11 protein-coding genes are annotated in these 12,308 nt (G+C 73.0%); 6 read left to right on the plus strand and 5 right to left on the minus strand.

The features are described 5' to 3' along the window. Nucleotides 1-31: 31 nt before the first annotated feature. Together ACQP2F_RS03945 and ACQP2F_RS03950 are read left to right on the plus strand one after the other, a co-directional pair. Nucleotides 32-394: a DUF742 domain-containing protein gene (locus ACQP2F_RS03945; protein ID WP_433300686.1), complete on the plus strand. Its 363-nt coding sequence runs from the start codon at nt 32-34 to the stop codon at nt 392-394. After that, on the plus strand, nt 375-995 hold the full coding sequence (locus tag ACQP2F_RS03950; protein ID WP_433300688.1) for a GTP-binding protein: 621 nt from the start codon (nt 375-377) through the stop codon (nt 993-995). The genes ACQP2F_RS03945 and ACQP2F_RS03950 overlap by 20 nt, the downstream gene beginning before the upstream one ends. A gap of 21 nt (nt 996-1,016) precedes the next feature. Here the strand turns inward: ACQP2F_RS03950 and ACQP2F_RS03955 are convergent, their stop codons facing one another. Then, complete coding sequence (locus ACQP2F_RS03955) at nt 1,017-2,162, minus strand: uroporphyrinogen-III synthase (RefSeq protein WP_433300689.1); 1,146 nt, start codon at nt 2,160-2,162, stop codon at nt 1,017-1,019. A 618-nt stretch (nt 2,163-2,780) separates the two neighbouring features. Here ACQP2F_RS03955 and rplM point away from each other — a divergent pair. From rplM to glmM, 3 genes are all read left to right on the plus strand, one after another. Continuing rightward, entirely contained in the window at nt 2,781-3,224 is a 444-nt protein-coding gene (rplM, locus tag ACQP2F_RS03960) for a 50S ribosomal protein L13 (RefSeq protein ID WP_433300691.1), read from the plus strand. Nucleotides 3,225-3,244: 20 nt separating this feature from the next. Next, nucleotides 3,245-3,742, plus strand: a complete 498-nt coding sequence (rpsI, locus tag ACQP2F_RS03965) for a 30S ribosomal protein S9 (RefSeq protein WP_433300693.1) — start codon at nt 3,245-3,247, stop codon at nt 3,740-3,742. A 97-nt stretch (nt 3,743-3,839) separates the two neighbouring features. Continuing rightward, nucleotides 3,840-5,192 carry a phosphoglucosamine mutase gene (glmM, locus tag ACQP2F_RS03970; RefSeq protein ID WP_433300695.1) on the plus strand — a complete coding sequence of 451 codons (1,353 nt, stop codon included), beginning with the start codon at nt 3,840-3,842 and terminating at the stop codon, nt 5,190-5,192. A gap of 3 nt (nt 5,193-5,195) precedes the next feature. Here the strand turns inward: glmM and ACQP2F_RS03975 are convergent, their stop codons facing one another. Further along, a complete protein-coding gene (locus ACQP2F_RS03975) occupies nt 5,196-6,356 on the minus strand; it encodes a pyridoxal phosphate-dependent aminotransferase (RefSeq protein ID WP_433307334.1) in 1,161 nt (386 codons plus the stop codon). A gap of 49 nt (nt 6,357-6,405) precedes the next feature. Continuing rightward, on the minus strand, nt 6,406-7,347 hold the full coding sequence (locus ACQP2F_RS03980; protein ID WP_433300697.1) for an MmpS family transport accessory protein: 942 nt from the start codon (nt 7,345-7,347) through the stop codon (nt 6,406-6,408). A 187-nt stretch (nt 7,348-7,534) separates the two neighbouring features. Here ACQP2F_RS03980 and glmS point away from each other — a divergent pair, with 187 nt between their 5' ends. Next, nucleotides 7,535-9,415, plus strand: a complete 1,881-nt coding sequence (gene glmS, locus ACQP2F_RS03985) for a glutamine--fructose-6-phosphate transaminase (isomerizing) (protein ID WP_433300699.1) — start codon at nt 7,535-7,537, stop codon at nt 9,413-9,415. Nucleotides 9,416-10,301: 886 nt separating this feature from the next. On the opposite strand, the gene ACQP2F_RS03990 is transcribed toward glmS, so the two are convergent. Beyond that, on the minus strand, nt 10,302-11,876 hold the full coding sequence (locus ACQP2F_RS03990) for an alpha/beta hydrolase (protein WP_433300701.1): 1,575 nt from the start codon (nt 11,874-11,876) through the stop codon (nt 10,302-10,304). 72 nt (nt 11,877-11,948) lie between these two features. Further along, nucleotides 11,949-12,236, minus strand: coding sequence for a hypothetical protein (locus ACQP2F_RS03995; protein ID WP_433300702.1), 288 nt, complete (start codon nt 12,234-12,236; stop codon nt 11,949-11,951). Nucleotides 12,237-12,308: the final 72 nt, after the last annotated feature.

Genomic DNA, 12,308 nt, shown 5'->3' on the forward strand with positions numbered 1-12,308 from the left:
CGGGCGACGGCCGGAGGGGGGTGATCGCGACATGGGGCAGCCACAGGACCCGCGAGGCAACCTGGTGCGCCCGTACGCGGTCACTCGCGGACGCACCGAGCCACGCCGTGACATACCGATCGAAGCGGTCCTGGTAGCCAGCCAGGCCGCCGTGCAAGAAGCCCGGTTCGCCGGGCACGACAAGTACCGCATCGCGGTGCTCTGCGAGGCGAAGCCGCAGTCCCTGGCCGAGCTCTCGGCCCTCACCCGGCTTCCGCTGGGAGTGACCCGGGTGCTGGTCGCGGACATGGTCGCCGACGGACTGCTGTCGTTGCACAGCGCCGCTCCCAAGAAGGGCTTCACGGAGCGGATGGATCTGCTGGAAAGGGTGTTGAGTGGACTTCGCAAGCTCTGAGCGGGCGGGGGCGCAACCCAGGGAGATCACCTCCGCGAAGATTGTCGTGGCGGGCGGCTTCGGCGTCGGCAAGACGACGCTCGTCGGTTCGGTCTCCGAGATCGAGCCGCTGACCACCGAGGCGCTGATGACCTCGGCCGGCCAGGGCGTCGACGACGCGTCCAAGGTGCCCGGCAAGGAGACCACCACGGTGGCGATGGACTTCGGCCGTATCACCATGGCCGACGACCTGATCCTCTACCTCTTCGGCACGCCCGGGCAGACCCGCTTCTGGTTCATGTGGGACGAGCTCATCCGGGGCGCCGTGGGCGCCGCGGTGCTGGTCGACACCCGTCGGATCGCCGACGCCTTCGCGCCGCTCGACTATTTCGAGAACCGTCACCTCCCGTACATCGTGGCGCTCAACTGCTTCGACGGCGCGCCGCGCTACGAGCCGGACGAGGTACGCGAGGCGCTGGCCATCCCGCCGCACGTGCCGCTGGTGCTCTGCGACGCCCGGCACCGGGACTCGGTGAAGGGGGTGCTCGTGCAGGTGGTCGAGCACGCGATGGCGACGCTGGTGGCCGAGCAGAGCGGCGGGTATCCGGCCGTCGTCGGCTGATCTGTCGCCGAGCGGGCCTCTTCAGTTCGGGAGCCGGTAACCGCGCTTCACCACGGTCTGGATCACTCCCGGAGCGCCCAGGCCCGCGCGGAGCCGGGCCACCGCCATCTCGACCGCGTGCTCGTCGGCGCCGCGGGGCAGGGCGTGCAGCAGCGCCGCGCGGGAGAGCACGCGCCCGGGCGCGGCGGCCAGGGCCCGCAGCACGGCCATCGGGGCCGGTGCGAGCGGCTTGAGGTCGCCGTCGACGACCGCGGCGTGGCCGCGCAGGGTCAGGGCGTGCCCGGCCACCTCGAGCGAGACCGCCCGCTTCGGCAGCTCCTCGACGATCGTGCGGACCAGCGCGCCGAGCCGGGCGCGGGAGGGGGAGACGATCGGGATGTCGTGACGGCGTAGCGGCGCCGCGGTGACCGGACCCACACAGGCAACCAGCACGCGCGTACGCAAGGCCTCGACCAGCGGCTCGGCGGCCGGCCCGGCCGCGCTCAGCAGGGCGTGCACGGCCGGCGCTGCGGTGAACGTCACAGCGTCCACGAGATGGCCGGTGATCAGGTCGACCAGGCGGGCGAGCGGCGCCGAGTCGATGGGTGGCGCCCAGCGGTAGACCGGGACCTCGATCACCCGGGCCCCGGCCGCCGCGAGCGCCTCGCGGTACTCGGGCTGGCTGTCCCCGTGCAGCTGCAGCGCCACGGTGCGGCCGGTGACGCCCCGGGCCCGGAGGTGGTCGATGACCTCGTCGTAGCTCTCGCCCTCGGGCGACCACCGGTCGGTCAGGCCGGCCGAGCGGATCGCGGCCCGTGCCTTGGGGCCGCGGCCGATCAGGTACGCCCGGGCCAGCACCGCCCGCAGCGGCTCGGCCAGGCCCCAGCCCTCGGCCGCCTCCAGCCAGCCGCGCATGCCGATGCCGGTGCTGACCAGCACGATGTCGGGTGGGGTGGCGAGGCAGGCCCGGGTCGCGGCGCGCAGCTCGGCGTCGTCGGCGATCGGCACGATGCGCAGGGCCGGGGCCAGCACCACCCGGGCGCCGCGGCTCTCGAGCAGGGCGGCGAGCTCGTCCCGGCGGCGATCGCTGGTGACGCCGACCGTGTAGCCGGACAGGGACGCGGCCGGCCGGGCCAAGGCGGCCGCCGTGATGACCGTCCGGCGTGCTCCGCCCGTACGGTCGGTCATCCGGTTTTGATCTCTTCGTTCGGATCGAGAAGTCGCGGTGTGGCCGTCCGGTCCACCGAAGGGCACGCTCGGAGATCGCCGTCCTCAGCGTCGACCCGCTCCCATGTCACGCTTGCGTTCTCCGCCGTACCTCCGTCCGGCGCACACCGCGACTCCTCCTCGCCGAACCGGCGAACCGGCCCGGCGGTCACCGTCAGGTCCGTCCTCAACCCTGACGGTGGCCTATCAATAGTGCGCCGTCCGCACACGCGGGGGCCATGCCTGTCCCACGTGATCGAGGGCTGCGCGCCATTGGCCATGACCGAAGCGTGCCGGTGGGGGATTTCACCCGGGCGTCCCGTTTGTTTCGAGCCTGCTAAGAGCCGCGGTCCCCGCGCCCCGGATCCCGCCGTCGGGTGCGTCGGACGGCGGAGTATGCTTGACGCGCATATCCTTGGGGGTCCGGCGGGCTTGGGGTCCGGCGAGATCGCCTCGTTTTGACCACGCGCCGCGCGGCCGGGTATTGTTGCCTGCTGTTGTGTGACAGCTGCTTCGCGCCTGAGGCCTCGCGCTCTTCGAGATGCGAGCCTGGCGTGGTCAGCGCGCGACCCCAGACCGACGACAAGACAAGGTAATTCTGTGCGTACGTACAGCCCGAAGCCGGGTGAGATCGAGCGTCAGTGGCACATTATCGACGCTTCCGACGTCGTTCTGGGCCGCCTGGCCACCCACACCGCCAACCTCCTGCGCGGCAAGCACAAGCCGACGTTCGCGCCGCACGTCGACACCGGCGACTTCGTTGTGATCATCAACGCGGGCAAGGTGGCCCTCACGGGCAACAAGCGGCAGACCAAGATCGCCTACCGCCACTCGGGTTACCCGGGCGGCCTCAAGCAGGTCGGCTACGAGGAGCTGCTCACCAAGCGCCCCGAGAAGGCGATCGAGCTGGCCGTGAAGGGCATGCTCCCGCACAACAAGCTCGCGCGGCAGATCATCAAGAAGCTCAAGGTCTACCCGGGCGCCGAGCACCCGCACGCCGCTCAGCAGCCCCAGCCGTTCGAAATCACCCAGATCGCGCAGTGAGCGCGGGAGAAGGCAGCAGCATGTCCGACATCATCGAGCCCGAGGTCGTCGAGACCGTCGAGGAGCCCGCTGAGACGGTCGTCGTGGTCGAGACGCCCGCGCCGGCCCCGGTCCGCGCCCCGCGTCCCGGTGACCGTCCGATCCAGACCGTCGGCCGCCGCAAGGAGGCCATCGTCCGGGTGCGCCTCGTGCCCGGCAGCGGCAAGATCGTCTGCAACGGCCGTGACCTCGAGGCTTACTTCCCCAGCAAGGTGCACCAGCAGCTCATCCGCGAGCCGCTGGTCACCGCCGAGAAGGCCGAGCAGTTCGACGTGATCGCGAACCTGCGTGGCGGCGGCATCACCGGCCAGGCCGGCGCGCTGCGCCTCGGCATCGCCCGCGCGCTCATCACGAGCGACCCGGACGACCGCCCGGCCCTGAAGAAGGCCGGCTTCCTCACCCGGGACGCCCGGGTCAAGGAGAGCAAGAAGTACGGCCTCAAGAAGGCCCGTAAGGCTCCGCAGTACTCGAAGCGCTGATCGCTCAACAGGCGGCCGGGTTCGCCCCCTCTCCACATCGGGGGCGGGCCCGGCCGTTTTGTATTTCTCCCTCCCCGGTTGTTCGAAAGGAAGCGCCATGGGGCGACTGTTCGGTACCGACGGCGTGCGCGGGCTCGCCAACGGCGACCTGACCCCGGAACTGGCCCTCTCCGTCGCGGTCGCGGCGGCCCGGGTCCTGGTCGAGAGCGACAGCAGCCACCAGCCGCTGGCGATCGTCGGGCGTGACCCGCGGGCCAGCGGCGAGATGCTCGAGGCGGCCGTGGTCGCGGGGCTGACCAGCGCCGGCGCCAACGTGGTCCGGGTCGGTGTGCTGCCGACGCCGGCCGTCGCGTACCTGGTCGCCCAGACCAACGCCGACCTCGGCGTGATGCTCTCGGCCTCGCACAACCCGATGCCCGACAACGGGATCAAGCTGTTCGCGGCCGGCGGCACCAAGCTGCCGGACGAGCTCGAGGAGCGCATCGAGCAGGCGATCGAGGACGGGCACGGCCTGATCGGCCGGCCCACCGGCGCCGGGATCGGCCGCGTGCACGACCTGCTGGACGGCGCCGAGCACTACGTCAAGCACCTGGTCGGTTCAACGCCGCACTCGCTGAGCGGCATCAAGGTCGTGGTCGACTGCGCGAACGGCGCGGCCAGCGAGGTGGGGCCGACCGCGTACGAGGAGGCCGGCGCCGAGGTCATCGCGATCCACGCCGAGCCGGACGGCCTCAACATCAACGACGACTGCGGCTCGACGCACATGGACAAGGTGCGCGAGCGGGTGCTGGCCGAGGGCGCCGACCTGGGCATCGCCCACGACGGCGACGCGGACCGGTGCCTCGCGGTCACCGCTTCGGGTGACATCGTCGACGGCGACCAGATCATGGCGATCCTCGCCCTGGCCATGCGCGACGCCGGCACGCTCACCGAGGACACCCTGGTGGCGACCGTGATGAGCAACCTCGGCCTGCGGATCGCGATGAAGCAGTCCGGCATCCGGCTGATCGAGGCCAAGGTCGGCGACCGGTACGTGCTCGAGGAGCTGAACGCCGGGGGGCTCGCGCTCGGCGGCGAGCAGAGCGGCCACATCGTCATGCCGGCGTACGCGACGACCGGCGACGGCGTGCTGACCGGCCTGCACCTGATGGCCCAGCTCGCGTCCAGCGGCAAGTCGCTGGCCGACCTGGCGGCGGTCGTGCACAAGCTGCCCCAGGTGCTGATCAACGTCAAGGTCGGCGACCGGGCCTTGGGAGCGTCGGCGGCTCCCGTGCTGTCGGCCGTCGCCCAAGCGGAGGCGGAGCTCGGGGAGACCGGGCGGGTGCTGCTGCGTCCGTCGGGCACCGAGCCACTCGTACGGGTGATGGTCGAGGCCGCTACCGAGGAGCAGGCCCGCGCGGTGGCCACCCGGATCGCCGACGAGGTGTCCGCGGCCAGCCCGGCCCGCTAGGTCTCAGCGGCGGCCCAGTTTCGTCAGACGCTGGGCCGCCTCGTCGATGACCTCCTCGCGCTTGCAGAACGCGAAGCGGATGAGGTGGCGGCCGGCCTCCTGGTGGTCGTAGAAGACCTGGGTCGGCACCGCGACGACGCCGCAGCGGCCGGGCAGCTCGCGGCAGAAGTCGGCGCCGTCCGTCCCGCTCTCGCTCAGCGGCGTGATGTCGGCCGTGACGAAGTAGGTCCCCTCGGACGGCAGAACGGCGAAGCCGGCCTCGGTCAGGCCGGTCACCAGGCGGTCGCGGCGAGCCTGGAGCCCGTCGCGGAAGCCGGTGAAGTACGCGTCGGGCAGCCCGAGGGCGACCGCGACGGCCGGCTGGAGCGGGCCGGCGTTGACGAAGGTCAGGAACTGCTTGACGCGGGCCACGGTCGAGACCAGCTCTCGTGGTCCGGTGGCCCAGCCGACCTTCCAGCCGGTGCAGGAGAACGTCTTGCCGGCCGAGGAGATGCGCAGGGTGCGGTCGCGCATGCCGGGGAGGGTCGCGAGCGGCGTGTGCGGCTCGGGCCCGTCGGTGAAGACCAGGTGCTCGTAGACCTCGTCGGTCACGGCGTAGACGTCGTACTCCTGGCAGAGCTCGGCGATCAGGGTGAGCTCGGCGGAGGTGAAGACCTTGCCGGTCGGGTTGTGCGGCGAGTTGAGCAGCACCATCCGGGTGCGCGGGCCGAATGCGGCGCGCAGCTCACCCTCGTCGAACCGGTAACGGCCGTCGGGGCCCGGGCGAAGGGTGACGGGCCGTCGGACGGCGCCGGCCAGGACGATCGAGGCCGCGTACGAGTCGTAGTAGGGCTCGAAGGTGACCACCTCGTCGCCCGTCTCGCACAGGCCCAGGATCGCGGCGGCGACCGCCTCGGTCGCGCCGGCGGTGACCACGACCTCGCCGTCGGGATCGCGCTCGAGGCCCCAGAAGCGCCGCTCGTGCTCGGTGATCGCCGTGCGCAGGGCCGGGATGCCGGCCAGGGGCGGGTACTGGTTGGCGCCGTGGCGCAGGGCGTGGGCGGCGGCGTCGAGCATCTCGGTGGGACCGTCGGTGTCCGGGAAGCCCTGGCCGAGGTTGATCGACCCGGTGCGTACCGCCAGGGCCGACATCTCGGTGAAGATCGTGGTGCCGAACGCCCGCATGCGCTCGACCAGCGGGTCGGTCGTCACTTCGATGTCGCTCCCTCTACCTCTACTGAAACGCCAGGTGGATGCACGAGGCCGTGGCGACGGTACCTCGGTTGGAGGTGCTCTTCTTCACCTCGTCGCCGTCGACCAGGGCGCGGCAGGTGACCGTGCCCTCGCTCGTGCCGATCCGGACGGCGACCACCGAGAGCAGGGCCGGGGTCTCCATCGTGGTGGTGAACTTCCACGGCAGCTGGACGTCGGTCTTGCGCACCGGGGCCTGGTCGAGGGCGTCGACGTACGCGATCGAGGCCGGGCCGTCGCCGGTCACCTCGTACGTCACCGTGATCGTCCGCCCGTCCTGCGGGTTGTCCGGCAGATCGGTGGGCAGGCCCGGGACGTCGGGCACCTCGGTGGGCAGGTTCGTGTACGGCTCGGCCGCTTCCTTCGCCTTGTTCGTCACGTTCTGCGCGATCAGCACGCCGGCCGTGGCGAGACCGCCGCAGAGCAGCAGCGTGACCGCGACGATCACCGCGATGATCGGCGCGTTGCTCCTCTTCGGCGGCGGCTGCGGAGGCAGATAGCCGGGCGGCGGCGCGTAGCCGGGCGGAAGCGCGTCGCCGGGCGGCGCGTAGCCGGGCTGGGGTGCGTAGCCGGGTGCGTAGCCCGGCGGAAGCGCGTCGGCGGGCGGCGGTGGGTAGCCCGGCGGGGGCTGGTAGCCGTGGCCGTAGTCGGCGGCGTACCCGGGTGGCGCGTAGTTCACCGGCTGCTGGGCCGGGAACTGCGACGTCGGCGGGTAGTGGTGGGGCTCGGGCTCCGGTATCGCCGCATAGCCGGGCGCGTAGGACGCCGGCCCGGGCGGCTGGTAAGGCTCCGGGGAGAGCGGATCGCCCGACGGTGTCGACCACGGTTGGCCGGAGACCGGTGCGCTTGGCGTCGTGCTCGCGCCCGGTGACTCAGGCGGCGGCGCCGTCGGGTCCGGCTGCGGGGTGTCGGGGTGGTTGGTCAAGCGTCTCTCCCGGTGCGGGCGCGGCCCATCGGCGCGCAAGCCGACGGTACGCCAATACCGCCACCGGCGGATGGCCGGGCGGACGAGGTGTGCATCGACCGGATACCACACTTTCGAGCAACTCGGATGCTTGAAAGTACCTCTCTCGAACATGACGGATGAGCGATCGTCGGCTAGTGTGCCCCGCATGTGTGGGATCGTGGGTTACGTCGGCAGCCGGCCGGCACTGAGCATCGTTCTCGACGGCCTCCGTCGGCTGGAGTATCGCGGGTACGACTCCGCGGGCATCGCCGTCGTCGACGGCGGGATTCTGACCGAGAAGAAGGCCGGCAAGCTGGCCAACCTGGAGAAGGCGCTCGCCGAGCGGGCCACCGACGGCATCTCGTCGGGCAGCACGGCGATCGGGCACACCCGGTGGGCGACGCACGGCGGTCCCACCGACCGCAACGCCCACCCGCACCTCTCCGCCGACGGCCGGGTCGCGGTCATCCACAACGGCATCATCGAGAACTTCGCCCGCCTGCGCGGCGAGCTCGAGGCGACCGGCGTCGAGTTCGCGAGCGACACCGACACCGAGTGCGCGGCCCACCTGATCGCCGCCGAGATGCGCGCGTTGCGCGAGGCCGGCGGCGAGCTCGGCCCCCAGCTGCTGGCCGAGGCGATGCGCCGCACCGTCCGCCGGCTCGAGGGCGCCTTCACCCTGCTGGCCGTCGACGTCGACGTGCCCGGCGCGGTGGTCGCCGCCCGGCGCAACTCGCCGCTCGTGGTCGGTCGCGGCCAGGGCGAGAGCTTCCTGGCCAGCGACGTCTCGGCGTTCATCGAGCACACCCGCGAGGCGATCGAGCTGGGCCAGGACCAGGTGGTGCTGATCACCCCCGACGGCATCGAGATCACCGGCTTCGACGGCACCCCCGCGACCGGCCGCGAGTTCCACATCGACTGGGACTCCTCGGCCGCCGAGAAGGGCGGCTACGACTACTTCATGCTCAAGGAGATCGCCGAGCAGCCGCGCGCGATCGCCGACACCCTGCTCGGCCGCCTCTCCGACCGCGGCGAGATCGTGCTCGACGAGGTCCGCCTCACCGACCAGGACCTGCGCGACGTCGACAAGGTCTTCATCGTCGCCTGCGGCACCTCCTACCACGCCGGCATGGTCGCCAAGTACGCCATCGAGCACTGGACCCGCATCCCCTGCGAGGTCGAGCTGGCCAGCGAGTTCCGCTACCGCGACCCGATCCTCGACCGGTCCACCCTGGTCGTGGCGATCAGCCAGTCCGGCGAGTCGATGGACACCCTCATGGCGCTCCGGCACGCCAAGGAGCAGAAGGCCCGAGTGCTCGCCATCTGCAACACCAACGGCTCGACGATCCCCCGCGAGTCGGACGCGGTCCTCTACACCCACGGCGGTCCCGAGATCGCGGTGGCCTCGACCAAGGCGTTCCTCACCCAGTTGGTCGCCTGCTACCTGATCGGCCTCCACCTCGCGCAGATCCGCGGCGTCATGTACGCCGACGAGGTCGCCGCCGTGGTCGAGAAGCTGCGCCGCACTCCCGACGCCCTGACCAGCCTGCTCGGCCAGATGGAAGACGTGCGTGCCCTGGCCCGCGACCTGAAGTCGGCCTCCACCGTCCTCTTCATCGGCCGCCACGTCGGCTACCCGGTGGCGCTCGAGGGTGCGCTGAAGCTCAAGGAGCTCGCCTACATGCACGCCGAGGGCTTCGCCGCCGGCGAGCTGAAGCACGGCCCGATCGCCCTGATCGACGAGGGCACCCCGGTCGTCTGCGTCGTGCCGTCCCCCGCCGGCCGAGGCGTGATGCGCGACAAGGTCGTCTCCAACATCCAGGAGGTCCGAGCCCGCGGCGCCCGCACCATCGTGATCGCCGAGGAGGGCGACGAGGGCGTCCGCGCCTACGCCGACCACCTCATCCCGGTGCCCAGCACGCCGACCCTGCTGGCCCCGCTGATGACCACGGTGCCGCTGCAGATCCTCGCGTGCGAGATCGCCGCCGCCCGCGGCCTGGACGTCGACCAGCCCCGGAACCTGGCGAAGTCCGTCACCGTCGAATAGCCCAAGCCCAGCCCAGCCCAAGCCTCCAGGCCCACGCCTCCCGGCCCAAGCTTCCAGGCCCATCCGAACCCGCCCGGGCGGGCGGCCCTCCCCGGCCGCTTCACGCCCCGCCCGCCCGGGCTGTTCCCGTCTCGTCGCCGCGGCCCGCGAGAGCAGGTTTCATCGCCGCGGCCCGCGGGAGCCCGTCTCATCGCCGCAGCGCGCGGGAGCCCGCTTCATCGCCGCAGACCGCCGGAGCCGTTGGGCCGCCCGAGTTGCAGGGGCCGCGCAGTCAGCGGCCGGGCGCGCCTCTGCCGCTCGGCCCTCATGGCGTGGGCGCGTTCCCGCCTGCGGGCATCGGGTCCGTCGCGCGCCGTCCGGTGCCCGCCCACCGGTGCAGGCTGCGCCGCGGTGCTCGCGTCCGGGCCGTCCGGCGCTGCGAAGGTCGTGGCTGAACCGTCTCGCGCCGTGAAGATCGCGGCTGGTTTCACTGGCGCTGCGAAAGTCGCGGCTGAACCGTCTCGCGCCGTGAAGGTGGCGGCTGGTTCCTCCGGCGCGGTGAAGGTGGCGGCTGGACGTTCCCGCGTCGTGAAGGTGGCGGCTGAACCGTCTTGCGCCGTGACGGTCGGCGCTTGACCTTCTCGCGCCGTGGTGGTTGTGGCTGGACCTTCTCGCGCTGTGCCGGGGAGGGCTGGGCCGTCTCGCGACGGTGTTACGGCGGTGGGAACGCCGCCTGCGGGAGCGTCTCCCACTGGGTCGCACGGTGCGGGACTGTCGCCCGGCGGCCACGCCGCGCAACTGGGCCCGGCCGCCGAACTCGACGGGGCGCAGCGCATTCCTGGGCACCTCGTTCCCCGGCGTCTGGTCACGACGCGGGGTGGGTCGCCGTGGCGTACGCGGTGGCGGGTCATCGGGCTGTGCCCAGCGTGATAGCGGCCAGCTCGTCCAGGGAACTGCTGCCGCTCTGCCAATAGCCGAGGTGGCCGGCGCCGGTGGCGCTCGGGAACGTGTGGGCGCCGAAGGCCGGATCGGCCGGGTTGCGGCCGAACCACAGGTCGCGCTCGGGGGTGCCGAAGGCCGCCACGGCGGCGGGCGGCAGGGCCACGGACGTCGCCACGTCGCGCAGGAAAGCGCCGGGGGCGGGTGTCGCGTACTGGATTATGTCGCTCCTCGATGTGGTCGCCCAGACGTGGCCGGGCGGGACGGCCAGGTCGCGCGCCGCCGCGACGCCCACGCCCGGCGAGCCGACGAACACCACGTCGTCGACGGGCAGGCCGGGGGTGGCCGCGGCCCGCCCGACCAGCAGCGAGCCGTAGCTGTGGCCGACCACCGTCTGCCGGGCGGCCGGCAGCACGTGGGTGGCGCGCAAGCCGTCCTGGAAGCGGCGCAACGCCGGGGCGCCGGCCTCGGCCCGGCGCGGGCTGGCGGCCTCGTCGACGAAGTCGGGCGCGTCGTAGTCGAGCCACAACACCCCGCTGGTCGCCGTGGTGGGCGCCAGCTCGCCGGCTCGTGACGCCACCCGGGACACCCGGCTCAACTCGCCGCCGAACGACGCCAGGCCGGCGGTCATGCCCGGCACGTGGGTGACCACGTTGGCGGCCCGGTCGGGGTCGCCGAGCGCGACCACGACGCGGCCCTCGTCGCGCGGGTCGAGCCGCAACAGGTAGGCCCGCGGGCCGGCGTCGTCGGCCAGCCGATCGGCCAGCGCGTCGAGCCCGTGTCGCAGGCCCAGCAGCCGCCGGCGCCGGGCCGGCCCGGGACCGGCGGCGAGCGCGCGATCAACCTCGGCCCGGCGCTCGTCCAGGAGCAGGCGGTTGGCCACGTCGCGGTCGGCGGCCGGGATGCCGTCGAGCGGGGCCAGCCACCCCGCTTCGGTCGCGAGCAGCCACTGGCGCTGGGCCGGGGTCAGGCCCGCCCACCAGCGCCGCACCTCGGCCGGCGACGCCGTGCAGTCGGGACGGCCAGAGTCGGTGGCGTCGGAGCCGTCGGAGCCGGCGGGGCCGGTGGCACCCGGACCGGTCGTCCGCAGGAGGGAGACGGCCTCGAGCCGGGTGGCCGCGGCATCGTCGGCAGAGGCCGCGATGGCGATCGCGGCCTCGAGGTCGGGTGTCACCGTCGGGGCCGGACCGCCGCGGACGGCGCCGTCGTCGTCGATCGTCAGGCCCGCGCGGCGGGCCGCGGCCAGGGCCCGGGCGAGCAGCCGCCGGGCGCGGTCGAGGGACTCGGCGAACTCGCTGGCCGCCTGGTCGGCCTGGGAGCACAGCACCTGGAACAGCACCAGGCCGCGGCGGAGCACGGTCACCCGGGCCGCCGCGGCCGTGGCGGCGGCCCCGGACCAGGCGGCGCCCAGGCGGGCGATGTCGGCGGTGAGGGCGCCGGCGAGGCGGCCCGCCAGCGTGGCCCAGCGCCGCCAGGCCGCGGCGACCGTGCGCCATCGGCCCGGGTCTGCGACGCGCAACCGGGCGTAGACAGCGGCGGTCATCGGGACGACCGCATCCGGGCGTAGACAGCGGCGGTCATCGGGACGACCGCATCCGGGCGTAGACAGCGGCGGTCATCGGGACAACCGCATCCGGGTGGCGGCCCGGGCGTCGGCCTCGCGATAGGCCTCGGCCGCGGCGGCGACCTGGCGTGCCGTCTCGCGCAGATCGGCGCCGAGCACGGCCAGCTGCTGTCGCGCGGCCTCGGCGGCCAGCGCCGACGCGTCGGAGGTGCGCCATCGTGGGACCAGCTCGGCGGGCGGTGTGCCCGAGACGCCGGCCGCCACCTCGGCGGCGGTCTCGGCCAGCGCCGAGGCGGCGCGGCACAGCTCGTCGGTGTCGACCTCGAGATCGGGATTCACGGCAACCTCCAAGCGGAAAAGGGATGCGCCGACGGTAGGGGGTCGAGGCGGTCGGCGGGGGTGGTTGTGGAC

Origin of the sequence: Actinoplanes sp. CA-030573, from assembly GCF_050951115.1 — a bacterium.
GTDB lineage: Bacteria > Actinomycetota > Actinomycetes > Mycobacteriales > Micromonosporaceae > Actinoplanes.

Excerpts from the sequence above, each read along its gene's own strand:
- ACQP2F_RS03945 (WP_433300686.1), top strand. The coding sequence starts at position 32 with ATGGGGCAGCCACAGGACCCGCGAGGCAACCTGGTGCGCCCGTACGCG.
- ACQP2F_RS03955 (WP_433300689.1), bottom strand. The coding sequence starts at position 2,162 with ATGACCGACCGTACGGGCGGAGCACGCCGGACGGTCATCACGGCGGCC.
- rpsI (WP_433300693.1), top strand. The coding sequence starts at position 3,245 with ATGTCCGACATCATCGAGCCCGAGGTCGTCGAGACCGTCGAGGAGCCC.
- glmM (WP_433300695.1), top strand. The coding sequence starts at position 3,840 with ATGGGGCGACTGTTCGGTACCGACGGCGTGCGCGGGCTCGCCAACGGC.
- ACQP2F_RS03975 (WP_433307334.1), bottom strand. The coding sequence starts at position 6,356 with ATGCGGGCGTTCGGCACCACGATCTTCACCGAGATGTCGGCCCTGGCG.
- glmS (WP_433300699.1), top strand. The coding sequence starts at position 7,535 with ATGTGTGGGATCGTGGGTTACGTCGGCAGCCGGCCGGCACTGAGCATC.
- ACQP2F_RS03990 (WP_433300701.1), bottom strand. The coding sequence starts at position 11,876 with ATGACCGCCGCTGTCTACGCCCGGTTGCGCGTCGCAGACCCGGGCCGA.